Raw genomic sequence first — 25,185 nt, 5'->3', positions numbered from 1 at the left:
GCCCCCCCCCCCCCCCCGCCGCCCCCCCCCCCCCCCCCCCCCCCCCCCCCCCCCCCCCCCCCCCCCCCCCCCCCCCCCCCCCCCCCCCCCGCCGCCGGCCCGCGGCGGGGGCGGGGGGGGGGGGGCTATAGTCGGCGCATGTCTTGCTTCAGCGTGCGACGCCGGCGTCCGTCAGGCCGCCGCTGAAGCTGTGCTCTCCTCCGGCGGGTCGACACCCGCCGGAGCCGACTGAGCCGTCCCGGTGCGACCCGTCATCGTCACTCATCGATGGGGTCGTTCATGAATCTCGAGAATCTCCTGCACGCCCGGCTCGCACCCGCGCTGGAAGCGGTCGCCGGACGGCCCGTGGACCCGGCGGTCCGGGCGTCACCGCACGCCGACTTCCAGTCCGGTGTCCCGCTCGCGCTCGCCCGGGACCTCGGCCGGCCGCCGCGGGAGATCGCCGCCGAGGTGGCGGCGAAGGCGGACCTGGCCGGGGTCGCGACGATCGCGGTCTCCGGGCCGGGCTTCCTCAACCTGACCGTCGCCGACGATCTGATCACCGGCACGCTGGACCGGATCGCCGGCGAGGCCCGGCTCGGCGTGGACCCGGCCGGTGATCCGGAGCGGATCGTGCTCGACTACTCCGGGCCGAACGTGGCCAAGGAGATGCACGTCGGCCACCTGCGGTCGACGATCATCGGGGACGCGCTGGCCCGGACCCTGGAGTGGCTCGGGCACGACGTGATCCGGGTGAACCATCTCGGCGACTGGGGCACCCCGTTCGGCATGCTCGTCGAGCACCTGATCGAGACGGGTGGCGACGGCGAGCACTCGGTGGCCGATCTGACCGCTTTCTATCAGGCGGCGCGGGCGAAGTTCGACGGCGACGACGACTTCCGGACCCGGGCCCGGCTGCGGGTGGTGGCGTTGCAGTCCGGCGACCCGGTGTCCCGGGCGATGTGGCGGCAGCTGGTCGAGTTGTCCGAGCGGTATTTCCTGGACGTCTATGCCCGGCTCGGGATCACCCTGGGGCCGGGGGACTTCGCGGGGGAGAGCCGGTACCAGGACGAGCTCGGCGGCATCGTCGCCGAACTGGCGGAGAAGGGCCTGCTGACCGAGAGCGACGGGGCGCTGTGCGCGTTCCCGGGCGGGTTCGCCGGGCGGGACGGCGGGGCGCTGCCGTTGATCGTACGGAAAGCGGACGGGGGTTTCGGTTATGCCGCGACCGATCTCGCCGCGCTCCGGCACCGGGTCCGGGACCTCGGCGCGGACCGGCTGATGTACGTGGTCGGCAGCCCTCAGCGGACCCACTTCCGGATGGTGTTCGCGGTGGCCCGGGCGGCCGGATGGCTGCCGGAGCGGGTGATCGCCGAGCACATCGGGTTCGGGTCGATCCTGGGCGCCGACGGCAGGATGCTCCGGAGCCGGGCCGGGGACTCGATCAAGCTGGCCGGGCTGCTGGACGAGGCGGTCGCCCGGGCGTCGGCGCCGGAGATCGGGATCGGCGCGGTCAAGTACGCGGATCTCTCCGGCGATCGGCGGGGCGACTACGTCCTCGACTTCGACCGGATGCTCGCCATCACCGGCAACACCGGACCTTACCTGCAGATGACGTACGCCCGGACCTGCTCGATCGCCCGGAAGGCCACCGGCGCGCCGCCCGGCCCGGTGCGGCTGACCGAACCGGCCGAGCGGATCCTCGCGCTCGCCCTGCTCGGTTTCGAGCCCGCCGTCCGGGCCGCCGCCGCGACCGCCGAACCGCACCGGCTCGCCGGCTACCTGTACGACCTGGCCTCGGCGTTCGCCGCGTTCTTCGAGCGGTGCCCGGTGCTGCGGGCCCCGGACGAGACGGTCCGGGCGAGCCGGCTGCGGCTCACCGCGCTCACCGGCCGGACCCTCCACACCGGATTGTTTCTGCTGGGTATCGAGGCCCCCGAGCAGATTTGATCTTCGTGCAACACGGCATCGATCGACCGATCCCCTTACCGGCCGTTAGGGTGCTGGGTGCAGCGCTTCCCGAACCGATGTTGAGAGGTCCCGCAATGAGCCTTCCCCCCGGCGTATCGCGGCGGAGCGTCCTCGCCGCGTCCGCGGCCGGCGTCGCCGCGCCGTTCGTCGTCTCCGAGACGGCGCAGGCCGGCGGCCGTGCCCCGGAGAAGACGTACCGGCTCACCGTGCTGGGCACCTCGGACACCCACGGCAACGTCTACAACTGGGACTACTACAAGGACGCCGAGTACGACGACAGCGCCCACAACGACGTCGGCGTGGCCAAGCTGGCCGCGCTGGTGAACAAGCTGCGCGCCGAGGCGGCCGGCCCGGTGCTGGTGCTGGACGCCGGCGACACGATCCAGGGCACCCCGCTCGCCACGTACTACGCCAAGCAGGAGCCGATCACCTCGACCGGTGAGAAGCACCCGATGGCCCGGGCGATGAACGTGCTCCACTACGACGCCGTCACGCTGGGCAACCACGAGTTCAACTACGGCCTGCCGCTGCTGAACCTGTGGATCCGCCAGCTCGGGTTCCCGGCCCTCGCCGCGAACGCGATCAGTGTGAGGACCGGCAAGCCGGCGTTCACCCCGTACGTCATCAAGAAGGTCTCCGTCGGCCGGCACGCTCCGGCGCTCCGCGTCGGCATCCTGGGGCTGACCAACCCGGGCTCGGCGATCTGGGACAAGGCGAACGTCGAAGGCAAGATCGCGTTCACCGACATGATCGCCACGGCGGCGAAGTGGGTCCCGATCATGCGGGCCCGCGGCGCCGACATCGTGCTGATCTCCGCGCACGGCGGCGACAGCGGCACCTCCAGCTACGGTCCGGAGCTGCCGAACGAGAACCCGACCGCGCTGATCGCCGAGCAGGTGCCCGGCATCGACGCGATCCTGTTCGGGCACGCCCACCGCGAGGTGCCGCAGCGGTTCGTCACCAACCTGGCGACCGGCGAGCAGGTGCTGCTGTCCGAGCCGTCGAAGTGGGGTCAGCGGCTCACCAAGATGGACTTCGACATCACCCGCGTCAAGGGCACGTGGAAGATCACCGGCAAGGCGGCGGCCGCGCTGAACACCAACACCGTCGAGGCCGACCCCAAGGTGCTCGCGGTGGTGCGGAAACAGCATGAGAAGACGGTGGCGTACGTCAATCAGGTCGTCGCCGCCTCGACCGTGGAGCTGTCCGCCGCGGCCAGCCGTTACCAGGACACCCCGATCCTGGACTACATCAACAAGGTACAGACCGACACCGTCACGGCGGCGCTGGCCGGCACCGAGTACGCGACGCTGCCGGTGCTGTCGATCGCGGCGCCGTTCAGCCGGACCGCGGTGTTCCCGCAGGGCGACGTGAAGATCAAGGACGTCGCGGGGCTCTACATCTACGACAACACCCTGGAAGCGGTCGTGCTGACCGGGGCCGAGGTGAAGGCGTACCTGGAGTACTCGGCGAAGTACTTCCTCACACACCCCGTCGGCGCCCCGGTCGACCCGGAGACGATCAGCGACCCGGCAGTGCCGGACTACAACTACGACGTGTTCTCCGGCGTCGACTACGACATCGACATCAGCAAGCCGGTCGGCAGCCGGATCACCCGCCTGCAGATCGGCGGGGTGGACGTGGCCGCCGACGCGCGGTTCGTGGTCGCCGTCAACAACTACCGGCGCTCCGGCGGCGGCAGCTTCCCCGGCATCGTGAAGACCCAGGTCTACAACGCGCAGCAGGAGATCCGCCAGCTCCTGATCGACTGGGCGCAGGCCAAGGGCCGGATCGACCCGGCCGACTTCTCGGTGCCGAACTGGCGGCTGGTCCGCGACGGCGTGCCGGTCTTCTGATCAGGCGACGGGCCGGTTCCGCGCGGAACCGGCCCGTTCTCCTTACCGTTCCTGCCAGTTGCCCTCGGCGTCGCCCTCGACGTACTTCCCGCTGCTCCTGCCGTTCGGCAGGTCGAAGGTGCACAGGTAGGTGCGCAGCCCCTCGGCGTTCCGGGCGTCCTCGCCGGCGCAGGAGACACCGGTCACCGCGCCGAGCTCCTTGGTGATCCGGGCGTCGCCGAGCAGACCGTCCTCGAGGACGGTGGTGATCTGATTCTCCTGGTGGTCCCGGTACGCCGGGATCGCCACGCTGAAGGTCAGGGCCGACCAGAACGCGGCGCCGGCCAGCAGGGTCACCCCGAAGGCGATCCAGTACGGCTCACGACGCCTGCCGTAATGCCGGGCCGTCGAGGCCCGCCGCCACGCGGAGATCACCCCGAGCGCGCTCAGGAAGAACGTCCACGCCACCACCGGCCGCCAGGACGGCGCCTCCGGGCGGCCCGCCGCGTGCACCTCGCCCGGAAACCGGACGAGCAGCTGGCCGTGCTTGTTGTGCGGGGAGCCGTAGGGTGGCACCGTCCCGCCGAACAACGCCGTCTCGGCCACCGGGGCCGGGTCCACCGGGCTCGCCCATGGCGGCGCGGTCGGGTAGTGCGCCGGCTCCTGCGGAGTCTGGACTGTCATCGTGGTGCGACCCTCTTCCCGGCTGCTTGCTCCGTGCCGCCGGGACCATCGGCGGGTGGGGTGCCGAGTTGAGGATTAGTTGTATTTCAGGTGCCGGTCTCAGACCACGGGTGGAACGACCGGCGGCGCGTCGGTGGTCGGCGTCGTGGTCGGCGGGGTCGTCGGCGTCGTCTCGTCGTCGTCCGGGTCTTCCTCGGTCCTGGTCGGCGTCGGCGACGGGCTGGTCCCGGTCGGCGTGGGCGTCGTCCCCGTCGTCGCGGGCGTCGTCGGGGTGGTCGTCGGCTTCGTCGTCGGCTTCGTCGTCCGGTTGGTGGGACGGCTCGTCTCGGCGGTGGTCTCCTCCTCGCTGGGCGAGGCGTCCACGCTGGGCTGGGTGATCTCGGCCGGAGTGGTAGTGGTTGTCGGCACTACGTCCTTTTTGCCAGCTTCGGCCGGTTTGTCATCACTTTTGAAGGCGAAGATCAAACCGAGGCCACCGGCGACCAGGAACAGCCCGAGGATCGCGAACATCAGGACGCGCTGGCCCGCCGACTGACTCGGCCTGGTGGCGGTGCGCTGCACCGGCATCGGCATCGGCGCCGGCCGGGGCACCGCCGGGCTGATCGGCGCGGTCGGGCTCTGCGCCAGCGGGTACTGCCCGCTCGAATACTGAGTGGTCGGGTATTGGCCGGTGGTGGGCCGGGCCGGGCTGACCGGGGCGACCAGGGACGTGCCGGTCAGCCGTTTCCAGTCGATCGGGCCGGCCACCGCGAACGCCGCCTGGGCGAACTCCTCGGCGCTCTGGAACCGGTCGGCCGGCTGTTTGGCCATCGCCCGGGCGATCAGCTCGCGCACCTCGAAGGGCACGTGGGCGGGCAGCGGGTCCGGCTCGTCCTCCAGGTGGCGCAGCGCCACCTGGAGCGCGTTGTCCCCGTCGAAGGGCGGGCGGCCGGCGATGCAGTGATAGGCCACCGCGCCGAGCGCGTAGATGTCGGTGGCCGGTGTCAGGTTGCCCTTGGCGACCTGCTCGGGTGCCATGTAGAGGGCGGTGCCGACGATCGCGTTGAGACCGGTGACGCTGGTCATCGCGGTGGACCGGGCCACACCGAAGTCCACCAGGATCACCGCGCCGGTCGGCTTGACGATCAGGTTGCCGGGCTTGACGTCGCGGTGGACGATCCCGTTCTCGTGGGCGGCGTGCAGCGCGTCGGCGGCCTGCGCGACGATCGCCATCGTCTCCGGGACGCCGAGCGGGCCCTCCTTGACCCGGCTGGAGAGCGGGTCGCCCTCCACGAAGGCCATCACCAGATAGGCGACCTTCTCCGGGCCCTCGTAGTCGCCGTCGCTGGCGTAGTCGTAGACCTCGACGACGCCCGGGTGCCGGAAGGCGGCCATCATCCGGGCCTCGCCGTAGAACCGCGCGGCGAACTCGGGGTCCTCCAGCATCGCGGTCCGCAGAACCTTCACGGCGACGGTCCGGCCGAGCACGACATCGGTGCCGCGCCAGACGTCACCCATCCCGCCGGTGGCGACGCGCTCGTCCAACCGATAGCGGTTGTCCAGGACGTTCCCCGCACTGAGCACCAGCGGACCTTATCTGTCGATGGCTGAATCTTCTGCGAATGCCGCTCAACTGTACAGATCGTCCGCGCCCAACGGGAGCCAGCAATCGGTGGGGGAGTGACCCCGCCGGGTCAGTGGTCGTCGTACGTGGGGGTGACCACCACCGCCGTCTCGGCCAGCTCGATCTCCTCGTTCTCCGCCTGCCGTTCCAGCGCCGCGCGAGCGCTGCTCGCCGCCACCCAGCCCACCGCGACCCCGGCCAGACCGAAGGCCAGCAGCAGTCCCCACGGGCGGCGCGGGCGCCGTCCGGCCAGCGCGTCAGCGGCCGCGTTGGCGCGCGAACGGGCCTCGTGGGTGACGGAGGTCACCCGATCTCCGGCCTTGCCCGCGTTGTCGCCGGCCGTGGCCCACGCGCGGGTGAGGTGTTCCCAGGCCTCCTCGGTGGCCCGGCTCTTCTTGGTGAACATCGTCTGCACCTCCAGCGGTCGTCCCGGGCTCAGTGCCCGGGATCAGCGATCACAAACGTCCGGTGTGGACGCCATCACGGTTCCAAAACGATTTGACCCCACGCAGTAGTGTTGACCCGGCTCACACGAGCCACTCAGGCGCTTAACAGGTTCGGGGCCTAACCTTTCGGTCAGTTTCACCGAACCTTTCGGGGGTAGTCGCTGCCGCTCAGTCCGAGTCCGGCAGGGTGGCCACTCGCGTAAAGAAGGAAACAGCGCCCGGATCTGCCGGGTGGGTGGAGGGAAGAGGCGTGACGCTGTCGATAACGACGTCGACGCTGGCCGATGGAGCGGTGGAGGTCTCACCGCGCGGCGAGATCGATGTCGAGAACGCGTACGAGATCCGTGAAGCCGTGGCGGCCCAGCTGTCCGACGGCCGACCCGCCCGGATCGAGCTCAACATGCGGCACGTGACATTCATCGACTCGGTCGGCATCAGCGCCCTCGTGGCCGCTTTCCAGCTGGCCGGCGTGAGCGGCGTCAAGCTGGTCGTCACCCGGCCCAGCCGGTTCGCTCACCGGCAGCTGTGGGTCACCGGCCTGCTCGGCCTCTTCGGCAACCCACAGCCGTTCGAGGAGTCCGTCACCGCCTGACCCGGCTCCAGGCCCTGTGTGGTGGACCCCGCGGGGCTGCGGCGTCAAACACACCGGGCCTAGTACGCCGGGCTCTGCACCCGCACCGCATCCACGTTGATCCGCACCGACGTGTCCTCGTGCGGCGCGCGGATCGGCGTGACCACGGCGAAGTTCTCGGCGAGCGCGGCCAGGTCGGTCTCCGGCTCCAGGGTCTCCTCGGCGGCCTGCACGGCGGTCCGGACATATCCGTCACCCGCCTCCGCGATGCTCATCTGCACCTGGCCGAACCGTGCGAGCGACGCCTGGCGCAGCCCGCGGATGCCGTCCACGTGCAGGTCCGGGACGTTCAGGTTGAGGACCGTCCCGGGCGGGGTGTGCATCAGTGAGGGCAGCAGCCGGACCGCGAGCTCGGCTCCGCTGATCCAGTGGTGCTGCTCGTCGTCGATCGTGTCGAGGGCCGCGATGGCGGCGCCCCCGCTGGAGGCGCTGGCCGCGGCCGGGGTGAGCACGTCGAGTGAGACGGCCAGCCCGTGCAGCCCGGCGTGCGCCGCGGTCAGGCAGGCTCCGACGGTGCCGGAGTGCACCACGGCGGCGCCCGCGTTGGCGCCCCGGTTGATGCCGGAGAGCACCACGTCCGGCGCCGGCCCGAACGCGTCGCGCAGCGCCAGCAGGACGATGTAGGCGGGGGAGGCGGCGACCCCGAAGGCCGGGATGCCGCGGCAGCCGGCGAGTTCCCGCGGCTCCGAGACGATCTTGCCGTCCTGGACGACGGCGGTCATCGACGCGCTGGCGCCGCTCGACTCGCTGAGCGGGGCGGCCACCACCACGTCGTACCCGGCGTGCGCCACGGTCCGGGCCAGCCAGCGGATGCCGGGGGATTCGATGCCGTCGTCGTTGGTGATGAGGATGCGCATTCGGGGATGATTGCCCGCTGTGGAGGTCATGATGCCTTCTCGATCGGGGTCAACCGCACCCGTTCGGTGAGCACCCGGACCGCGTCGACGTGCCCGGTGCCCAGCCCGTGGCGGGTGACGTTCAGTGCTCCGGCGGCCGCTCCGGTGCGGACCGCCTCGTCCATCGCGCCGCCGTTGGCCAGGGTGGCGGCGACCCCGGCGGTCATCGAGTCGCCGGCGCCGCGGTGCTCGGCCGGTGTGAGCCGGGGCAGCGCCACCGAGTAGATCTCCTCGTTGAACAGCGCCAGCGCGCCCATGTCGGCCCGGGACACCAGGACCGACTCGGCGCCGGACTCGTGCAGTTTGACCAGCGCCTTGGTCAGCGCCAGGTCACTGCCGTCCGCGGCCATCCCGTCGGCGATCAGCTCCTCGTGGCTGATCTTCAGCACCGAGATGCCGGCCTCCAGGACGGCGGACAGGTGGTTGCTGCACAGGTCGGCGATCACCTGGCAGCCGTTGGCGCGCAGGTCGGCGGCGAGCCGCCCGTACACCTCCGGTTTGATCACCGAGGGGTGGGCCGGGCCGCTCAGGATCGCGATGCCGGCGCGCAGGCCCTCGGCGAGCGTCAGGTTGTAGAGCTCGTCCAGCTCGTGCCGGGAGAGCGGGCTGCCGGGCCGCTCGGCGATCTCCTGCCGGCTGCCGCCCCGGCGATCGTGCACGTACCAGCCGCTGCCGTGCTCGCGGTACACCATCCGCAGCGTCACACCCGGCAGGTCGTCCATCAACGGGGCCAGCACCCGCCCCACCTCGCCCCCGGTGGCTGTGCAGAGCGTCACCTTCGCGCCCAGCACCGTGATCATCCGGGTCTGCCAGATGCCCTGGCCGCCCGGGTGAACATGCAGTTCCGGCTCGTCGTGGTGTTGCTCGATGGTCACCGTCAGCTGTGGGGCCGGCGCGAAGACCATGACCCGCCCGTCACTCATGTCTCGCATCTTCACCTTTTTTGCGCATCCGGCGTGGCGGTTCGCAAAAAGTACAGAACGCGGCTGGTCGTCAGGGCTGTCTCAGCACGGCCGAGACAGCCCTCAGAACCAGCCGGGGGTCAGCCGTCACCAGCTGATCCCGATGCAGGCGCGGCTGGCCCCGGCCGGCTCCACCTGCAGGGTGGCGTGATCGATGTGGAAGTCCTCGTGCAGCCGCTCCCGGGCCACGGTCAGCACCGTCCCCAGCTCGGCCGCCGGGTCCAGGCGCAGGTGCGCGGAGGCCACGTCCATCCCCTCGGTGAGGGTCCAGACGTGCAGGTCGTGCACGTCGCAGACCCCCGGCACGGTGGCCAGCCGGTCGCGGACCTCGGCGACGTCCAGGTGCTCCGGCGCGGCCTGCACCAGGATCCGGATCGCCGAGCGGCCCAGGGCGAAGGTGCGCGGCAGGATCATCAGGGCGACGAGCACGGCGACGATCGGGTCCGCGTACGCCCACCCGGTGCCCCAGATCACCAGAGCCGCCACGATCACCCCCACCGAGCCGAGCAGGTCCCCGAGCACCTCCAGGTACGCCCCGCGCACCCCGATGTTCTCCTTCGCCCCCGAGCGCAGCAGCGCGAACGCCACCAGGTTGGCCACCAGGCCGCCGACCGCGACCAGCAGCATCCACCCGGCCGGCACGTGCGGCGGGTCGGTGAACCGGCGCACCGCCTGCACCAGCACGAACCCGGCGACCACGGTCAGCAGGGCCGCGTTGGCGAGGGCGGCGAGCACCTCCAGGCGGTAGAGCCCGTAGGTGCGGCCGGAGTCGGTGCCGGCCTTGTGGGCGGCGGTGATCGCGGCGAGCGTCATGCCGATCGCGAGGACGTCGGTGAACATGTGCCCGGCGTCGGAGAGCAGCGCGAGCGATCCGGTGATCACCGCCGCGACCGCCTCGGCCACCATGAAGGCGGTCAGCAGCCCGGCGGCCCACCAGAGTCGCCGCCGATGCTCCGTGCCGTTGCCGAGCAGGGCGCGAGTCCCGTGATCGTGGCCGGCTCCCATGTCGTCCACCTTCCGTCGTCCAGCAGGCCGCCGCCAATGTATGCGCACATTGCTATATGTGCAATCGGTTGTGTGTGCCGTCTCGTGACCCGAGAATCTTGATGCCCCGTTACGCAACGGAAAGGAAGTCTCGTGCTTCGCCGTACCTTTGCGAACGCTCTCTGCCTCACCGCCTTGGCGGTGACCGTAACCGCCGCGCCCGCCGTCGCGTCGCCTTCCACGGCTCTGCCCAGCACAATCACCCTGCCGAGCGGTTTCCAGCCGGAGGGGATCGCCATCGGCGACAAGCCGTACGCCTACTTCGGCTCCCGGGCCGACGGCGACATCTACCGCGTCGACCTGCGCACCGGCATGGGCGCCACGTTCAGCGAGGGCCCCGGCACCGCCTCGCTCGGCCTGAAGGTCGGCGACGGCCGGCTGTTCGTGGCCGGTGGCGCGGGCGGCGACGCCCGCGTGATCGACCTGCGCACCGGCGCCGTGCTGAAGTCCTACCAGCTCCAGCCCGTGGGATCGAACACGTTCATCAACGACGTGATCGTCACCCGGGACGCCGCCTGGTTCACCGACTCCCGCAACCTCACCCTGTTCAAGGTGCCGTTCGGCCGGCACGGCAGGCTTCCGGCGGCCGCCGTCGCCGTGCCGCTGACCGGTGAGATCACGCTCCAGACCGGCAACAACGCCAACGGCATCACCACGACGCCGGACGGCCGCGGACTGATCATCGTCCAGTCCAACACCGGGTTCCTGTTCCGGGTGTCGCCGTCCGGCGTCACGTCCCGGGTCGACATCGGCGACGAGACCGTGGTCAACGGCGACGGGCTGTGGCGGCGCGGCCGTGACCTCTACGTGGTGCAGAACCGGCTCAACGTGATCACCAAGATCGAGCTGGATCGGCGCGGCGCCGCGGGCGAGGTGGTGTCCCGGACCGGGAACCCGGGCTTCGACGTGCCGACCACGATCGCCGAGTACCGCAAGCGGTTCTACCTGCCGAACGCCCGCTTCACCACCCCGCCGACGCCGGAGACCACGTACACCGCGGTCGCCGTGCCGATCCCGTAGACCCTTCGGCGTGTTGACTTCGGGCGCGCTACGCGGCCGAAGTCAACACGCTCTCAAGCGGGCAGCCAGCCGGGGACCGTGCCCACCGTGGTCAGGCGCTGTGTCGCGCGGGACAGGGCCACGTACAGGGTGCGGACCCCGGCCGGGTCGGTCGCGATCTGCGACGGCTCGACCAGGACCACGGCGTCGTACTCCATGCCCTTGGCCTCCAGCGCGGTGACCACCTGCACCCGCTCCGGCAGCCCGGCCACCCAGCCCGCCACCTCGTCCCGCCGCGGCACCGGCATGATCACGCCGATCGTGCCGTCCACCTCGGCGAGCTGCTTCTCGGTCAGCTCCCGGACGGTCTCCGGCAGGGCCGGCACGGCGGCCACCACGTCGGCGGGCACGACACCGGTGCTGCGCACCGCCGAGGGCAACGGCAGATCGGGCATGATCGTACGGATCACCCGCGCCGCCACCTCGAAGATCTCCGACGAGTTCCGGTAGTTCGTGGTCAGCGCGTACGCGTTCCGCTTGCGGCTGCCCAGCGCCCGGTCCCGCGCCCGGTCCAGCTCGTCCAGGTCGCCGGACCAGGCGGTCTGCGCCGGGTCGCCGACGATCGTCCAGGACGCGTACTGCCCACGCCGGCCGATCATCCGCCACTGCATCGGCGACACGTCCTGCGACTCGTCCACCACCACGTGCGCGAAGTCCCGGTAGTCCTCCTCGCGCTGCACCTGCTGGGCCCGCTGCGCCGCCTGCCGGTCGGCGAAGGTGCTGACCTCCTGGATGCCGTCCCGGACGTGGAACGGGTTCTTCGTCTTCTTCTGCGGCTGCCGGGGACGGCCCATCAGCTCGTCCAGCTCGTCCAGGAGGGCCACGTCGGCGATCGTCGGTCCCTCGGTGTCCAGCGCGGCGAACGAGCCCTGCAGCGTGGCGATCTCGTCGCGGGAGAGCAGCCCGTTCGCGTACGCCCGGAGCCGTCGCGGCTCGGCCAGCCAGCGCAGCACCCGCATCGGGGTGAACCGGGGCCACCACGCCTTCAGGAAGTCCCGGAAATCGGTGCGGTCGGCCAGCTCCGACTCGAACTCCCGCTTCTCCGGCAGCCCGGTCACCTTCGCCTCCCGGGCCTGCGCCCAGAGCGCGTCGAAGACCCGGTCGAAGCCGTGCCCGCGGACCTCGTTGCGCCGCGCCCCGCGCTGCAGCACCTTGCGCCGGATCGCGTCGAGAGCCGGCGCGTCCAGCCGCAGCAGGGTGCCCCGGTAGAGCAGGCGCAGCTCGGTCGGCGCGCCCGGCACCGCGTCGTGCGAGGCCCGCTCCAGGACCCGGCGCATCCGCAGCGAGCCCTTGATCGCGGCGACCTCGCCGGAGTCGACCCGGGTCGCGTCCCAGCCCGGCACCAGCGAGCCGAGCGAGCGCAGCGTCGCGGTCTCCTCGCCGAGCGACGGCAGGACGGTCGCGATGTACTCCACGAAGACGCCGGACGGGCCGATCACCAGGATGCCGCCGCCGGCGAACCGGCTGCGGTCCGAGTACAACAGGTAGGCGGCGCGGTGCAGGGCCACCGCGGTCTTGCCGGTCCCGGGGCCGCCGGTGACGATCGTCACGCCACCGGCGGGGGAGCGGATCGCGTCGTCCTGCTCGCGCTGGATGGTGGCCACGATGTCCCGCATGCCCCGGCCGGTCGCCTTGGCCAGGCTGGCCAGCAGCGCGCCGTCACCGACCACCCGCATGCCCTCCGGGGCCGACTCCGGGTCGAGCAGGTCGTCCTCGATGCCGGTGACCTTCTCCCGGCTCGACTGGATCATCCGGCGGCGGATCACGCCGAGCGGCTCGGCCGGGGTGGCCCGGTAGAACGCGGCCGCGGCCGGCGCCCGCCAGTCCACCACCAGCGGCTTCGAGGCGTCGTCCCGGATGCCCATCCGGCCGACGTAGTGGGTGGCCCCGGTCTTCAGGTCCAGCCGGCCGAAGACGAGGCCCTCGTGCTCGGTGTCGAGAGCGTGCCGGCGGCGGGCCGCGTGGAAGACCATCGCGTCCCGCTCGACGAGAGCGCCGAACGTGCCGACGCCGGCCAGCTGGTAGCCCTCCTTCTCGGCCCGGGACGCGTCCCGGCGCAACTCGGTGAGACGGGCGTAGACCCGGTCGACGTGCTCCTGCTCGACCGCGATCTCCTGCTGCAGGACGGTGGTGTCGCTCAAGTCCGTTGTTCTCCTCATCTGGCGCACCACCAAACGCGCAGACGCTCGCGCGAAGGGGGCAATCGAACTTACTCCTGCCCGTACGCCTGCGTCGAACCAGCCTCGCCGCCGAGCCGCCGCCGGGGGTGCGTTTCCCCGGAAAACGAGCGGTGTGTGGATTTCGGGACCACTGTCGCGCCCGAAATCCACACACCGGACGTTCGCTACGCGGCCTGCCGGCCGGGGCAGGCGCCGGCGGTGTGCCGGTGCGCCCGCTTGCGATCGCGCTTCTGCGCCCGCAGCACCTGGCGGACCAGGCCGGTCAGCGCCGCCGACACCTCCGCCGGGCGCTCCAGCGGCAGCATGTGGCCGGCGCCCGGCACCACGGTCAGCTCCGCGTCCGGCAGCGCGCGGGCGATCGACTCGGCACAGGCCGGCGGGGTCAGCCGGTCCCGGTCGCCGACCAGCACGGCGGCCGGCAGCCCGGCCAGCTCGGCGAGGGTGTCCAGACGGGCCTGCGCGCCGATCGACTCCCGGAAGCCGCCGATCGAGCGCAGCGGGGCCCGGCCCAGCGCGCGCATGGTCAGGCGCATCGCCTCCTCGCCGCACTCGTCGCCGAAGAGCAGCCAGCGCAGCGCCGGGCGCAGAGCCGGCAGCATCACCCGGTGCGGCCGCCACGGCCCGGAGCGGGCGAGCAGGCCGGCGCCCAGGGTCTCGCCGGCCCGCAGCAGGCCGGCGACCTGGTCGGGCAGGCCGTACCGGGTGTGGGTGTGTCCCTCGGCGGTGGTGGAGACGAGCAGCAGGCCGGAGATCCGGTCGGCGAACTCGGCGGGGTGGCGGTGCGCGTACTCCATGATCGTCATGCCGCCCATCGAGTGGCCCGCCAGCACCACCGGGCCGGCCGGGGCGAACTGCCGGATCACCTCGGCCATGTCGTCGCCGAGCTGGGCCAGGGTCGCCGACCGCAGATGGGTGGTCCCGGATCGTCCGTGGCCCCGGGTGTCGTACGCGATCACGCGCGGCGCCCGCCGCCCCAGCTCGCTCAGCGCGTCGATCTGGTGCCGCCAGGTCCGCCGGTCCTGGCACCACCCGTGCGACAGCACCACGGTGAGCGGGGCGTCGTCCGGGCCGGAGACCGAGACGTGCAACCGGACACCGTCCGAGAGCGTGATCATGGGTACCTCCGTGGGGGTCACGATCCCCCGCAGTACCCGCGGGTAATAAGCATTACTCGCGATCAGAAGTATTACCAGCACGTTTCGTCGGGACTTCTGGCCCTGCCGTGCCGACACCGCAACGACAGTGAGTTAGCTCGCAAACACTTCTCACCACGCCACGGGCAGCGAAAATCCTCTTCATGACGGCCCTTAGCGACGCCCAGGTCAGCACGCCCGCCGCCGCTTTGAGTGAACTCATCGCGGGTAACAAACGTTTCGTCTACGGTCGCCCCCGCTACGGCCACGACGTCGCACGCGCGGCCGCCACCGCGAACGGGCAGAAGCCCCACTCGCTGGTGTTCGGCTGCATCGACTCGCGGGTGCCGCTGGAGGCGATCTTCGATCAGACCTTCGGCTCGATCTGCGTGGCCCGGTCCGGCGCGCACGTGCTGGACCGGTCGCTGATCGGCTCGATCAACTTCGCGGTGGCCGAGCTCGGCGTCTCGCTGGTGCTCGTGGTCGGCCACAAGCGCTGCGGCGCGGTGCACGCGACGGTGGAGGCGCTGCGGGCCGGCGCGCAGCCGGGCGGCGACGTGGACTACGTCGGCTACCTCGTCGACGAGCTGGCCCCGGCCGTGCAGGCGGTCGGCCTCGACGACGAGAACACCGACGAGAAGGCGGTCCGCGAGCACGTCATCCGCACCGTGGACCGGCTGCGGGAGGTGCCCGGCCTGGTCGAGGGGATCGCGGCCGGCGCGGTGAAGGTGGCCGGCGCCGTCTACGACCTCGACAGTGGCTGGGTCGAGTTCCTGGACTGATCCACGGATCACGCGAAAAAGCGCCTCCCGGCCGAAACCGGAAGGCGCTTTTTTCGATCCTGCTCAGCCCTCGAAGACGCCGGCGTCGACGAGACGCTTCTCGACGCCCGCCCAGCCGTGCTCCGGGTTGCTGTTGTGCAGACTGGTGATCTCGGTGCGGATCTTGACACCGTGCCCGGCCGCGCTCAGGGCCCGGATCTCCTCGACGAAAGCGTCGGAGTCGGTCTTGAGGTGGGTGGTCTTACCGTTGGTCAGGTTCCGCACGTACGCGAAGCGGCCCTCAGCGAGCGGGATGAGGTACTTGTACTCACCGAGCACGCTGAGGGCGCCACCGGTGCCCTGGCCGGCGCGGACTGATGCGCGGGCGGTCTTTGAAGTGTTGCCTGCCACGGCGGTACTCCTTGAAGGAAAGCTGAGAAGAGTAGAAAAAAGGCCGTGGCAACTCTACACGACGGCCGCCGGACCATACCGTCGGAGCAGGTAACAGCGTTGGGCAGGGTATGCCACTACGGCAGCTCCCATAGTCGATGTTGCGGATTCTCTGGCGCACCGTCCGTACCACCCGGCATCATGGGACACGATCAACCGCGGTCGAGGTCGTAGGGGAAGACGCACCTCGGTCTCCGGGAGGTCACCGTGCCAACGTGTGGCGTCGTATACGTCCACTCGACCCCACTCGCCGTGTGCCAGCATGTCGAGTGGGCGATCGCGCGCGTCCTGACCGCGCCGGTCAAACTGGAATGGACCGTGCAACCGGTCGACCCCAGCATGCGCCGAGCCGAGTGCAGCTGGACCGGCCGGGCCGGTACTGGCGCTGAGCTGGCTGCTGCCCTCCGGCAGTGGCCCATGATCCGTTTCGAGGTGACCGAGGAGCCGAGCCCCGGCGTCGACGGGGAGCGGTTCATGCACGTCCCCGGTCGCGGGCTGTTCCACGGGGTCATGGGCGCGTCGGGGGACATCCAGATCGGCGAGGACCGGCTGCGCGCCATCATGTCCTCGGTCCGTGCGCCCGAGGCGCTGTCGCACGCCCTCGAGAAGGCGCTCGGCACCGCCTGGGACGTGGAGCTCGAGCCGTACCGGTACGCCGGCGACGGCGCCCCGGTGACGCTGCTGACCCGCGTCGGCTGACACCCGTCCCCTTGCATTGGGCAAATCCCCCTGAACCATGCCCAAGACACGTTGGGGGGTCGAGTAGCGACCTTTGCCGTGAACTGGTTCGATGGCGATCGTGAGAAATCTGTCGCGCGCGCTGGTCGTACCCCTGCTCCTGCTCCTGGGGGCGTGCGGGGACGAACCCGCGCCGACCGGGAACCCACCGGCCCCGGCCGCGTCCCGGCCGGAGGCCGCGCCCGTCTCACCGAGCGCCGTCCCGTCCGCGACCAGTACCGATCCGGCGGCCCGGGCGGCCGGGACGGTGGCCCGGCTCAGCGACGAGGACCTGGCCGGCCAGGTGCTCATGCCGTACGCGTACGGCAGTGACGCGAACCGGGTGGACGCCGGCCACGCGCAGGGCAACCAGGGCCTCGCCGGTGTCGACACCCCCGCCCAGATGATCGAGAAGTACCGTCTCGGCGGTCTGATCCTGGTCGGCTTCACCCCCGGCGACCCGACCGGCAAGACCAACCCCACCACCAACGTGGAGAACCCGAAGCAGGTCCGCACCCTCACCGACGGCCTCCAGCAGGCGGCCGGGCGGCTGCCTGCCGCGGCCCCGCTGATGATCGGCATGGACCAGGAGTACGGCACCGTCACCCGGGTCACCGACGGCGTCACCCTGCTCCCGTCCGCGATGGCCTTCGGCGCCGCCGGCAAACCCGCGCTCACCGAGGCGGCCTGGCGCGCGGCCGGCGAGGAGATCGCCGCGATGGGCGTCACCGTCGACTTCGCCCCGGTCGCCGACACGCTCAGCCCCGGCGGCGCCGGCGTGATCGGCTCCCGCTCCTTCGGCAGCGACCCGAAAGCCAATGCCGCCCAGGTCGCCGCCGCGGTCCGGGGCCTGCAGTCGGCCGGGGTCGCCGCCGCGCTCAAGCACTTCCCCGGCCACGGCCACACCGTCGCCGACAGCCACGACGAGCTGCCGCTGATCAGCCAGACGCTCCCGGCGTGGCAGGCGCAGGACCTTCCGCCGTTCTCGGCCGGGGTGAGCGCCGGCGCCGGCGTGGTGATGTCCGGCCACCTGAACCTGCAGGCCGTCGACAAGGGCGTGCCGGCCACCTTCTCCCACAAGATCATGACGGAGGTGCTGCGCGGGCAGATGAAGTTCACCGGCGTCGCCGTCACCGACGCCATGAACATGGCCCCCGCCAAGAAGTGGCCCGCCGGGGAAGCCGCCGTCCGCGCCCTCAACGCCGGCAACGACATGCTGCTCATGCCGCCGGACCTCCGTGCCGCCCGGGACGGCATCCTCGCCGGCCTCAAGAACGGCAGCCTGAAGCGGGAACGACTCACCCAGGCCGTCACGCGGATCCTCACGCTGAAATTCCGTACCGCCCGGACCCCGCAGCCCGACCTCACCACCATCGGCTCCGCCGCCCACCAGCAGGCCGTCTCCGCCCTCGACGCGGCCGCCGTCACCGTGCTCCGCGGCAGGTGCGCCGGCCCGCTCGTCACCGGTCCGGTCTCGGTCACCGCGCCGGCCAGCCGGGAGGTCGCCCGGGTCGCCCTGATCAAGGCACTGCAGAGCGCCGGCGTCCCGGTCCAGGCGTCCGGTGGCTCGGTGATCCACCTGGTCGGGTACGGCGACGAGCGCATCGACCTCGACGACACCGCCGCCGCGACCGTCATGATGGACGCTCCGCGCCTGCTGGCCCTCGCCCGTACCCCGACCCTGGTCGCCACGTACTCGTCCAGCCCGCTGTCCCTCAGCGCCCTCGCCGCGGTCATCGCCGGAAAGGCGAAGGCGCCCGGCCGGTCGCCCATCGCGGTCGGCAACCTGCCCCGGAGTGCTTGCGCGAAATAGAGGTACGCCCGTAACCGTCCCCAACCGCACCCCGCCCGTCCCGTCAGGTCCACGCGAGGTCCGCTCCACTCACCACCGAAGCGCGGCCACCGGGCCGAATGCGATGGTCACCGGACAGCCGTCCCGCCACCCCCTCCGGCTGGTTCTCCGGGCTGTCTGAACCGCCCTGAGACAGCCGTGAGAGCCAGCCGGAAGGGGCACGGTCGGGCGGGACTGTCAGAGGGGGCCGGGGCGGCCACGGCCGGCGGGAGCCGCGGCGAAGGCCTCGGCGATGCGGCGGCGGGTCTCGGCCGGGGTGATGACGGCGTCGATGACGCCGGTGGCGACGGCGTGGGTGATGTCGCCGGTCGTGATCAGGTGGTCGCGGAGGAACCGGTCGCGGAGGGCGGGGCGATCCCCGGGCGGCGCGGCGGCGAGGGCCCGGCGGTGCAGGATGTCGACGGCGGCGCCCGGGTCGAGGGCGGCGACGTCGGCGTCCGGCCAGGCGAAGACGGCGGTGGCGCCGAGGGCCCGGGAGTTCATCGCGATGTAGGCGCCGCCGTAGGCCCGGCGGGTGACCAGGGTGACCCGGGGGACGACGGCCTCGGCGAAGGCGTACAGGAGCTTGGCGCCGCGGCCGATCACGCCGTCCCAGTCGTGGCCGGGGCCGGGCAGGTGGCCGGGGGCGTCGACGAGGACGATCAGCGGCAGGCCGAGGGAGTCGCAGGTGCGGACGAAACGGGCGGCTTTCTCGGCGCCCGGGGCGTCCAGGCATCCGCCCAGGTGGAGCGGGTTGTTGGCGATGACGCCGACGGTACGGCCGGCGAACCGGCCCAGGGTGGTGACGACGTTCGGCGCCCAGTCGGCGTGCAGTTCGGTGCCGGGCTCGTCGAGGAGGCCGCGGACCACGGGTTTGACGTCGTACGGGTGCGCGGAACCGGCCGGGATCAGGGCGTCCAGGGGGATCCCCGTACTCCCGCCGGGTTTGACGTCGTCGGGGGAGACCCGGCCCTGGCGGCCCAGCAGCACGATCAGCGCGCGGGTCCGTGCCAGCGCCGACTCGTCGTCGGGCGCGGTGAGGTGGACGACCTCGGAGCCGTGCGCGCCGGGCCCCGGGCCGGTGGTGGAGGGGACGCCGGGGAAGGGCCCGCCGAACGCCGTGGTGAGGCCGGTGTGGGCGGTCCGGGCCGGTGACGGGGCCGGTGCCGGGTCGCCGGTGACGAAGAGGCGGCCGGCGCGGCTGCGGACCACGATGTCGGTGAGGGCGGGCGCGTACGCCGCACCTCCGGCCGCCGGGCCGAGCACCGCCGAGATCTGCGGGATCCGGCCGGACGCCTGGACGACCGCCGCGAAGACCTGGCCGACACCGTCCAGCGCGATCACGCCTTCGGCGAGGCGGGCGCCGCCGGAGTGCCAGAGGCCGGCGACCGGGACGCGCTCGCGGACCGCGGCTCCGATCGCCTCGACGATGCGCCGGCATCCCGCCACGCCCAGGGCGCCGCCCTTGCGGGTGGCGTCGGTGGCGAAGGCGACGGCCGGGGCCCCGTCGACCCGGCCGCGCCCGGAGAGCACGCCGGATCCGTCGGGATCGGCCAGGAGACGCAACGTGCCCCGGTCGAACAGGGCCCGGAGCCGGAGCTCCGGGTCGCGGTGGTCGACCGGGGACGGTACCTGCCCGGAGGGATTCGGGCTCACGCCCGGGTGAAGATCAGCGCCACGTTGTGGCCGCCGAAGCCGAACGAGTTGTTCAGCGCCGCCCGGATGTCGGCGGTACGGGACTTGTGCGCCGCGACGTCGAGGTCGAGCCGCTCGTCGGGGTCGTCGAGGTTGATGGTCGGAGGGATGATGCCGTCCCGGAGGGCCAGGATGGTGGCGATCGACTCGAGCGCGCCGGCCGCGCCGAGCAGGTGACCGGACATCGACTTGGTCGAGGTCACGATCGGGTGGTCGCCGATGGCGGCCCGGATGCCCTTGATCTCGCCCATGTCGCCGGCCGGGGTCGAGGTGGCGTGGGCATTGACGTGGTGGATGTCGGCGCCGGTCAGACCGGCGTCGCGGATCGCCATCCGCATGGCGCGGATGCCACCGGCGCATTCCGGGTCGGGCTGGACGATGTCGTACCCGTCCGAGGTGATGCCCGCCCCGGCGAGCCGCGCGTAAACCCGGGCGCCGCGGGCGGCGGCGTGGTCGGCGCGTTCCAGGATGATGGTTCCGGCGCCCTCGCCGAGGACGAAGCCGTCCCGGTTGACGTCCCACGGGCGGGAGGCCCGCTCCGGCTCGTCGTTGCGGGTCGACATGGCCCGCATCGAGGCGAACCCGGCGATCGGCAGCGGGTGCACCACGGCCTCGGTGCTGCCGGCCACGACGATGTCCGCGCGGCCGGCGCGGATCAGGTCGAGACCGAGCGCGACCGCCTCGGCGCCGGTGGCGCACGCGCTGGCCATCGCCCGGACGCCGGCGCGGGCGCCGAGTTCCAGGCCGATGTGGGCGGCGGGGCCGTTCGGCATGAGCATCGGCACGGTGTGCGGGCTGACCCGGCGAGGTCCCGAGTTCTGCAGGATCTCGTTCTGGTCGAGGGTGGTGATCACACCGCCGATGCCGGTGCCGAAGCTGACCGCGAGGCGGTCCTGGTCCACCCCGGCGTCGGCCAGGCCGGCGTCGGCCCAGGCCTCGCGGGCCGAGATGACGGCCATCGCCTCGGCCCGGTCCAGCCGCCGCAACTTGACCCGCTCGATGATCTCGGAGGGTTCGACGGCGAGCTGGGCGGCGATCCGCACCGGGAGGGAACCGGCCCACTCCTGGGTGAGCGGACCCACCCCGGAGCGGCCGGCGAGCATTGCGTCCCAGGTGGACGCGACGTCCCCGCCGAGCGGGGTCGTCGCGCCGAGCCCGGTGACGACGACGTCTACGTTGCTCATGTCAGTGGTTCGCCTCGATGTAGGTGACGGCGTCGCCGACGGTCTTGAGGTTCTGCACCTCGTTGTCCGGGATCTTGACGCCGAACTTCTCCTCGGCGGCCACCACGACCTCGACCATGGACAGCGAGTCGACGTCCAGGTCGTCGGTGAAGGACTTCTCCTCGGCGACGTCGTCCGGGTTCACCCCGGCGACCTCCTCGAGGATCTCAGCGAGGCCGGAGGTGATCTCTGCGCGAGTTGCCATTGTGGGAATTCTTCCTCTCGATGGTGGTGCGGTTTGTCGACGGGCGGGTCACGCTGCTCAGGGGCAGCGGATGACCTGACCGGCGTAGGTGAGGCCGCCGCCGAAGCCGAAGAGCAGCACCGGCGCCCCGGAGGGCACCTCGCGGCGCTCGATCAGCTTGGACAGGGCCAGGGGGACGCTCGCCGCGGACGTGTTGCCCGACTCGACGAGGTCCTTGGCGACGATCGCGTCCGGGCTCAGGCCGAGCCGCTTGACGATGCCGTCGATGATCCGGGTGTTGGCCTGGTGCGGCACGAAGGCGGCCAGCTCGGACGGGTCCACGCCGGCACGCTTGCAGACCTCGATGGCGAACGGCGCCAGTTCGGTGGTCGCCCAGCGGAACACCACCTGACCGGTCTGCTTGATGTACGGCTGCCAGCCCGCGATGGTCAGCGCGTCGCCCTTGTCCGGGGCCGAACCCCAGAGCACCGGGCCGATGCCGTCCTCCTCGCCGTCCGGGACGGCGCTGACCACTGCCGCGCCGGCGCCGTCGGCGAACAGCACCGCGGTGGTGCGGTCGGACCAGTCGACTACGTCGGACAGCTTCTCCGCGCCGATCACCAGGGCGTGGCGGCTGGCCCCGGACCGGACCGCGTGGTCGGCGGTGGCGAGCGCGTAGGAGAAGCCGGAGCAGGCGGTGTTCAGGTCGAACGCGGCCGGCGAGGCGATGCCGAGCCGGGCCGCGACCCGGGTGGCCACGTTGGGGCAGCGGTCGATGGCCGAGCAGGTGGCGACGACGACCATGTCGATGTCGGCCGCGGTGAGCCCGGAGGCGGCGAGCGCCTTCTCCGCCGCGAAGGTGGCCATGTCGGCGACCGACTCGGAGTCGGCGATCCGCCGCTCGGCGATGCCGACCCGGTCCCGGATCCACGCGTCGTTGGTCTCCAGCGTGGCGGCCAGGTCGTCGTTGGTGACCACACGCGAGGGCTGGTAGTGGCCCATCGCGACGATGCGGGAACCCGCGGTCATCGTGTCTCTCCTTCGGTGCGGGCGATCAGGTCGAGGGCAGCCGGCAGGTCGTCCGGGGTGTTCAGGGTCACGATCTCCGGGGCGCCTTCGCCCTTGAGCTCGCGTTTGACCAGCCCGGCGAGGGTGCCGGCGGGCGGCAGCTCGATGACGCCGGTGACACCGAGGTCCCGGAGAGCGCTCATGCACAGGTCCCAGCGGACCGGGGCGGTGACCTGGCGCACGAGGCGCCGGAGCATCTCCGGGCCGTCGGTGACGGCGGTCCCGTCCAGGTTCGACAGCAGGGTGCGGGCCGGGGCGGCGGCGGTGATCCCGTCCGCGACGGCGGCCAGCGCGATCTCGGCGGGCGCCATGAACGGCGTGTGGAAGGCGCCGGCCACCTGGAGGGCGATGACCCGGGCCTTGGCCGGCGGCGCGGCCGCGAACTCGGCCAGCGCGGGCAGCGCCCCGGCGGCGACGATCTGGCCGGCGCCGTTGCGGTTCGCCGGGACCAGCCCGTGTTTCTCGATGGTGGCGACCACCTCGTCCGGGTCGCCGCCGAGGACGGCGCTCATGCCGGTCGGCTCCAGCGCGCAGGCGGCGGCCATCTCCCGGCCGCGGACTCCGGCGAGGGTGATCGCGGTCTCGGGGGTCAGCACCCCGGCGAGGGCGGCCGCGCCGAGCTCGCCGACGCTGTGCCCGGCGATCACGGTGGCGCCGCCCAGCGACAGGTGCTCACCGGCCAGCAGGGCGGCGGCGACCAGCAGCGGCTGGGTCCGGGCGGTGTCCTTGATCTCCTCGGCCCCGGCCTGGGTGCCGAGGTGCAGGAGGTCGACACCGGCGAGCGCGGACCAGCCGGTGAGGCGGGCCTCGGCACCGGGGAGGTCGAGCCAGGGGGTCAGGAAGCCGGGCTTCTGGGAACCCTGGCCGGGCGAGAGTACGGCGAGCACGTCCTCGACTCTTCCGGATCCGGAGGCTTTGCGGGGTAGCCGGGCGCGACGAAACCCTACGATCAGGGTTGTAGGGTTCCTACAAAACCAGTGTGGTTCTGGGTATGTTGCACCCGTTTTGCGGCTCCCACCATCGTGTCTGATGGTGAGAGATCCCGGTCACGTCGCGGGGTCGAGACGCCCGATCGTGAGCGCCATCCGCAGGGCGAACGAGTCCCTCCCGTCGAGCGGGGACAGGGCGGTGACCTCGGCGACGCGGCGCAGCCGGTACCGGACCGTGTTCGGGTGGACGTACAACTCCCGTGCCGCGCTCTCCAGCACGCCGCCGGAGGCGAAGAAGGCGTCCAGGGTCTCCAGCAGCCCGCTGCCGGCCCGGGACAGCGCCCCGAAGACGTCGTGCCGGAGCACCCGCCGGGCGTCCATGTCACCGGAGAGCACCCGCTCGGGCAGCAGGTCGTCGGCGGCCACCGGGGACGGCGCCCCGGGCCAGGCGGCCGCGGCCCGGAACCCGGCGAGCGCCGCCCGGGCCGACTCGGTCGCCTGGTCCAGCGACGGCACCGCCGGCCCGACCACGACCGGCCCCTCGCCGAACCCGGTCCGCAGCGTGGCCGCGGCGGCGACCGGATCGGTGGCGCCGCCGACCACCACCACGAGACGGTCGCCGTGCACGCCGGCGATCACCTCGAGACGCGCCCGGCGGGCGGCCCGGTAGACGGCGTGCAGCACGGCGGTGATGTCGCCGCCGGGTGAGCGGCCGACCACCACCGCGACCGGCGGGGCGTCCGCCCAGCCGAGCGCGGCGGCCCGGCTGGCCAGCACGTCGGAGGAGTCGCCGCGCAGCAGGGCGTCGACGAGCAGCGCCTGCAGCCGGGCGTCCCAGGCGCCGCGGGACTCGGCGGCCCGCGCGTAGACCCGGGCCGCGGAGAACGCGATCTCCCGGGAGAACCGCAGGATCGCCTGGATCAGCGCCTCGTGCTCGCCCGGCTCGGCGAACCCGGGCACCTCGGCCTCGGCGACGTCGATGGTCACCTTGATCAGCTGGACGGTGTGGGTGAGCGTGATGACCCGGGCCAGCGCGCGCGGCGCGGCGGCGAACACCTCGTCGGAGATCTCGGTGCTGGCCGCGACCGTGCCGCCGGAGCGCAGCCACTCGACCAGGGACCGGACGCCGGCCTGTGCGACGAGCATCACCCAGGAACGCTGGTCGGCCGGGAGCGCGCGGAACCAGGGCAGCGTCTCATCCATGCGTGCCACGGCCGCGCTGGCCAGCGCGCCGGCGTGCCGTTCGATCCGGCGCAGGGTGGCCGGGAGCAGCGGTTTCGCCGGGGTGTCCGGGTGGGCCGCCGGGGTCTCCGGGCGGGCCTCCGCCGTGCCGGGAGTGTCGGTGTCTGCCACCGGCACAGCGTGACACGGCGCGGCCGGGGTCCGGCATCCGGATGACATCTGGCGATAGCGCGAGACGGCGTACGGTTTAGGAGTTTTTATGACATTTGACCGGTGTAGCGGTGCGCCTTCCCCACGATTCCGGTGGGTGACCTGGCATCGTGTCGGACGGCGTGTCGCACCGGCTGGTTCTCAGGGCTGTCTCAGTGCGCCCGAGACAGCCCTGAGAACCAGCCGGAGGACCTCACCCCGGGCGGCGCGATGCCGATGAGGAAGCGGTGCCGGCGACACCGGCGCCGATGGCACTGATCGAGGAGGCGAGACGATGGAACGGGACGACGCGTTCGCGTACACCGACAGGGATCCCGCCCTCGACGAGGCGCCACCGGCGCTGGCGGGCGACGAGGAGCCGGTCGCCGACGGCGGCACCGGCCGGGTCGGCTGCCGGACCGACCTGCGCGGCTGGGCCGGCGCCCACCTGCACGGCGCGGTCCGCCCGCGCCGTCGCGCCGCCGGCCGGGGACGCCCGCCGGGCCGATGGTGCTGAACCCGATCGGGTGAGT

23 protein-coding genes are annotated in these 25,185 nt (G+C 72.2%); 8 read left to right on the top strand and 15 right to left on the bottom strand.

From position 1 onward, the window contains the following. Positions 1 to 279: 279 nt before the first annotated feature. The gene (gene argS / locus ACZ3II_RS21195) at positions 280 to 1,929 is read left to right on the top strand and encodes an arginine--tRNA ligase (RefSeq protein ID WP_465519379.1); all 1,650 of its coding nucleotides are present in this window, start codon (positions 280 to 282) and stop codon (positions 1,927 to 1,929) included. 95 nt (positions 1,930 to 2,024) lie between these two features. Beyond that, positions 2,025 to 3,806: a bifunctional metallophosphatase/5'-nucleotidase gene (locus ACZ3II_RS21190; protein ID WP_465519378.1), complete on the top strand. Its 1,782-nt coding sequence runs from the start codon at positions 2,025 to 2,027 to the stop codon at positions 3,804 to 3,806. 42 nt (positions 3,807 to 3,848) lie between these two features. Here ACZ3II_RS21190 and ACZ3II_RS21185 read toward each other — a convergent pair whose 3' ends face one another. The 3 genes from ACZ3II_RS21185 to ACZ3II_RS21175 all read right to left on the bottom strand — a co-directional run bounded on the left by ACZ3II_RS21185 (position 3,849) and on the right by ACZ3II_RS21175 (position 6,478). Next, positions 3,849 to 4,469, bottom strand: coding sequence for a hypothetical protein (locus ACZ3II_RS21185; RefSeq protein WP_465519377.1), 621 nt, complete (start codon positions 4,467 to 4,469; stop codon positions 3,849 to 3,851). A gap of 99 nt (positions 4,470 to 4,568) precedes the next feature. After that, positions 4,569 to 6,032, bottom strand: a complete 1,464-nt coding sequence (locus ACZ3II_RS21180; RefSeq protein WP_465519376.1) for a serine/threonine-protein kinase — start codon at positions 6,030 to 6,032, stop codon at positions 4,569 to 4,571. A gap of 110 nt (positions 6,033 to 6,142) precedes the next feature. Then, a complete protein-coding gene (locus ACZ3II_RS21175; RefSeq protein ID WP_465519375.1) occupies positions 6,143 to 6,478 on the bottom strand; it encodes a hypothetical protein in 336 nt (111 codons plus the stop codon). A gap of 290 nt (positions 6,479 to 6,768) precedes the next feature. Between ACZ3II_RS21175 and ACZ3II_RS21170 the strand changes: the two genes are divergently transcribed. Beyond that, a complete protein-coding gene (locus ACZ3II_RS21170; RefSeq protein WP_465519374.1) occupies positions 6,769 to 7,110 on the top strand; it encodes an STAS domain-containing protein in 342 nt (113 codons plus the stop codon). A 59-nt stretch (positions 7,111 to 7,169) separates the two neighbouring features. Here the strand turns inward: ACZ3II_RS21170 and surE are convergent, their stop codons facing one another. The 3 genes from surE to ACZ3II_RS21155 all read right to left on the bottom strand — a co-directional run bounded on the left by surE (position 7,170) and on the right by ACZ3II_RS21155 (position 10,012). Continuing rightward, a complete protein-coding gene (gene surE / locus ACZ3II_RS21165; protein WP_465519373.1) occupies positions 7,170 to 8,006 on the bottom strand; it encodes a 5'/3'-nucleotidase SurE in 837 nt (278 codons plus the stop codon). 26 nt (positions 8,007 to 8,032) lie between these two features. After that, positions 8,033 to 8,977 (bottom strand): PfkB family carbohydrate kinase, encoded by a 945-nt coding sequence (locus ACZ3II_RS21160; protein ID WP_465519372.1) that lies wholly within the window; start codon positions 8,975 to 8,977, stop codon positions 8,033 to 8,035. Positions 8,978 to 9,094: 117 nt separating this feature from the next. Continuing rightward, on the bottom strand, positions 9,095 to 10,012 hold the full coding sequence (locus tag ACZ3II_RS21155; RefSeq protein ID WP_465519371.1) for a cation diffusion facilitator family transporter: 918 nt from the start codon (positions 10,010 to 10,012) through the stop codon (positions 9,095 to 9,097). A gap of 180 nt (positions 10,013 to 10,192) precedes the next feature. Between ACZ3II_RS21155 and ACZ3II_RS21150 the strand changes: the two genes are divergently transcribed. Then, positions 10,193 to 11,071: an SMP-30/gluconolactonase/LRE family protein gene (locus ACZ3II_RS21150; RefSeq protein ID WP_465519370.1), complete on the top strand. Its 879-nt coding sequence runs from the start codon at positions 10,193 to 10,195 to the stop codon at positions 11,069 to 11,071. 53 nt (positions 11,072 to 11,124) lie between these two features. On the opposite strand, the gene ACZ3II_RS21145 is transcribed toward ACZ3II_RS21150, so the two are convergent. Both ACZ3II_RS21145 and ACZ3II_RS21140 read right to left on the bottom strand, forming a co-directional pair. Further along, positions 11,125 to 13,251, bottom strand: coding sequence for a HelD family protein (locus ACZ3II_RS21145; RefSeq protein WP_465519369.1), 2,127 nt, complete (start codon positions 13,249 to 13,251; stop codon positions 11,125 to 11,127). Positions 13,252 to 13,454: 203 nt separating this feature from the next. Next, on the bottom strand, positions 13,455 to 14,405 hold the full coding sequence (locus tag ACZ3II_RS21140; protein WP_465519368.1) for an alpha/beta fold hydrolase: 951 nt from the start codon (positions 14,403 to 14,405) through the stop codon (positions 13,455 to 13,457). 182 nt (positions 14,406 to 14,587) lie between these two features. Here ACZ3II_RS21140 and ACZ3II_RS21135 point away from each other — a divergent pair, with 182 nt between their 5' ends. Further along, positions 14,588 to 15,205 (top strand): carbonic anhydrase, encoded by a 618-nt coding sequence (locus ACZ3II_RS21135; protein ID WP_465519367.1) that lies wholly within the window; start codon positions 14,588 to 14,590, stop codon positions 15,203 to 15,205. A gap of 63 nt (positions 15,206 to 15,268) precedes the next feature. On the opposite strand, the gene ACZ3II_RS21130 is transcribed toward ACZ3II_RS21135, so the two are convergent. Continuing rightward, positions 15,269 to 15,595 (bottom strand): hypothetical protein, encoded by a 327-nt coding sequence (locus ACZ3II_RS21130; protein WP_465519366.1) that lies wholly within the window; start codon positions 15,593 to 15,595, stop codon positions 15,269 to 15,271. 246 nt (positions 15,596 to 15,841) lie between these two features. Between ACZ3II_RS21130 and ACZ3II_RS21125 the strand changes: the two genes are divergently transcribed. Together ACZ3II_RS21125 and ACZ3II_RS21120 are read left to right on the top strand one after the other, a co-directional pair. Then, positions 15,842 to 16,333 (top strand): DUF3145 domain-containing protein, encoded by a 492-nt coding sequence (locus tag ACZ3II_RS21125; protein ID WP_465519365.1) that lies wholly within the window; start codon positions 15,842 to 15,844, stop codon positions 16,331 to 16,333. A gap of 91 nt (positions 16,334 to 16,424) precedes the next feature. Further along, a complete protein-coding gene (locus ACZ3II_RS21120; protein ID WP_465519364.1) occupies positions 16,425 to 18,164 on the top strand; it encodes a glycoside hydrolase family 3 protein in 1,740 nt (579 codons plus the stop codon). A 216-nt stretch (positions 18,165 to 18,380) separates the two neighbouring features. On the opposite strand, the gene ACZ3II_RS21115 is transcribed toward ACZ3II_RS21120, so the two are convergent. From ACZ3II_RS21115 to ACZ3II_RS21090, 6 genes are all read right to left on the bottom strand, one after another. Beyond that, positions 18,381 to 19,838, bottom strand: a complete 1,458-nt coding sequence (locus tag ACZ3II_RS21115; protein WP_465519363.1) for a carboxyl transferase domain-containing protein — start codon at positions 19,836 to 19,838, stop codon at positions 18,381 to 18,383. Further along, positions 19,835 to 21,061 carry a beta-ketoacyl-ACP synthase II gene (fabF, locus tag ACZ3II_RS21110; RefSeq protein WP_465519362.1) on the bottom strand — a complete coding sequence of 409 codons (1,227 nt, stop codon included), beginning with the start codon at positions 21,059 to 21,061 and terminating at the stop codon, positions 19,835 to 19,837. Before fabF ends, ACZ3II_RS21115 begins: the two co-directional genes overlap by 4 nt. 1 nt (position 21,062) lies before the next feature. Next, positions 21,063 to 21,305, bottom strand: a complete 243-nt coding sequence (locus ACZ3II_RS21105) for an acyl carrier protein (RefSeq protein ID WP_043525374.1) — start codon at positions 21,303 to 21,305, stop codon at positions 21,063 to 21,065. A 57-nt stretch (positions 21,306 to 21,362) separates the two neighbouring features. After that, the gene (locus ACZ3II_RS21100; RefSeq protein WP_465519361.1) at positions 21,363 to 22,313 is read right to left on the bottom strand and encodes a beta-ketoacyl-ACP synthase III; all 951 of its coding nucleotides are present in this window, start codon (positions 22,311 to 22,313) and stop codon (positions 21,363 to 21,365) included. Beyond that, entirely contained in the window at positions 22,310 to 23,239 is a 930-nt protein-coding gene (locus ACZ3II_RS21095; protein WP_465519360.1) for an ACP S-malonyltransferase, read from the bottom strand. The genes ACZ3II_RS21100 and ACZ3II_RS21095 overlap by 4 nt, the downstream gene beginning before the upstream one ends. 159 nt (positions 23,240 to 23,398) lie before the next feature. Continuing rightward, a complete protein-coding gene (locus ACZ3II_RS21090) occupies positions 23,399 to 24,634 on the bottom strand; it encodes a PucR family transcriptional regulator (RefSeq protein ID WP_465519359.1) in 1,236 nt (411 codons plus the stop codon). A 313-nt stretch (positions 24,635 to 24,947) separates the two neighbouring features. Between ACZ3II_RS21090 and ACZ3II_RS21085 the strand changes: the two genes are divergently transcribed. Further along, on the top strand, positions 24,948 to 25,169 hold the full coding sequence (locus ACZ3II_RS21085; protein WP_465519358.1) for a hypothetical protein: 222 nt from the start codon (positions 24,948 to 24,950) through the stop codon (positions 25,167 to 25,169). Positions 25,170 to 25,185 lie beyond the last annotated feature (16 nt).

The organism is Actinoplanes sp. NPDC019969 (assembly GCF_055562375.1).
The sequence above is the reverse complement of the archived record's forward strand: the minus strand, read 5'-3'. Positions and strand labels throughout refer to the sequence as shown.

Bases quoted from the DNA above. Each gene is read 5' to 3' on its own strand.
- argS (WP_465519379.1), top strand. From the start codon at position 280: ATGAATCTCGAGAATCTCCTGCACGCCCGGCTCGCACCCGCGCTGGAA.
- ACZ3II_RS21135 (WP_465519367.1), top strand. From the start codon at position 14,588: ATGACGGCCCTTAGCGACGCCCAGGTCAGCACGCCCGCCGCCGCTTTG.
- ACZ3II_RS21185 (WP_465519377.1), bottom strand. From the start codon at position 4,469: ATGACAGTCCAGACTCCGCAGGAGCCGGCGCACTACCCGACCGCGCCG.
- ACZ3II_RS21105 (WP_043525374.1), bottom strand. From the start codon at position 21,305: ATGGCAACTCGCGCAGAGATCACCTCCGGCCTCGCTGAGATCCTCGAG.
- ACZ3II_RS21160 (WP_465519372.1), bottom strand. From the start codon at position 8,977: ATGCGAGACATGAGTGACGGGCGGGTCATGGTCTTCGCGCCGGCCCCA.
- ACZ3II_RS21155 (WP_465519371.1), bottom strand. From the start codon at position 10,012: ATGGGAGCCGGCCACGATCACGGGACTCGCGCCCTGCTCGGCAACGGC.
- ACZ3II_RS21120 (WP_465519364.1), top strand. From the start codon at position 16,425: ATGGCGATCGTGAGAAATCTGTCGCGCGCGCTGGTCGTACCCCTGCTC.
- surE (WP_465519373.1), bottom strand. From the start codon at position 8,006: ATGCGCATCCTCATCACCAACGACGACGGCATCGAATCCCCCGGCATC.
- ACZ3II_RS21085 (WP_465519358.1), top strand. From the start codon at position 24,948: ATGGAACGGGACGACGCGTTCGCGTACACCGACAGGGATCCCGCCCTC.
- ACZ3II_RS21190 (WP_465519378.1), top strand. From the start codon at position 2,025: ATGAGCCTTCCCCCCGGCGTATCGCGGCGGAGCGTCCTCGCCGCGTCC.
- fabF (WP_465519362.1), bottom strand. From the start codon at position 21,061: ATGAGCAACGTAGACGTCGTCGTCACCGGGCTCGGCGCGACGACCCCG.
- ACZ3II_RS21175 (WP_465519375.1), bottom strand. From the start codon at position 6,478: ATGTTCACCAAGAAGAGCCGGGCCACCGAGGAGGCCTGGGAACACCTC.
- ACZ3II_RS21140 (WP_465519368.1), bottom strand. From the start codon at position 14,405: ATGATCACGCTCTCGGACGGTGTCCGGTTGCACGTCTCGGTCTCCGGC.
- ACZ3II_RS21100 (WP_465519361.1), bottom strand. From the start codon at position 22,313: ATGACCGCGGGTTCCCGCATCGTCGCGATGGGCCACTACCAGCCCTCG.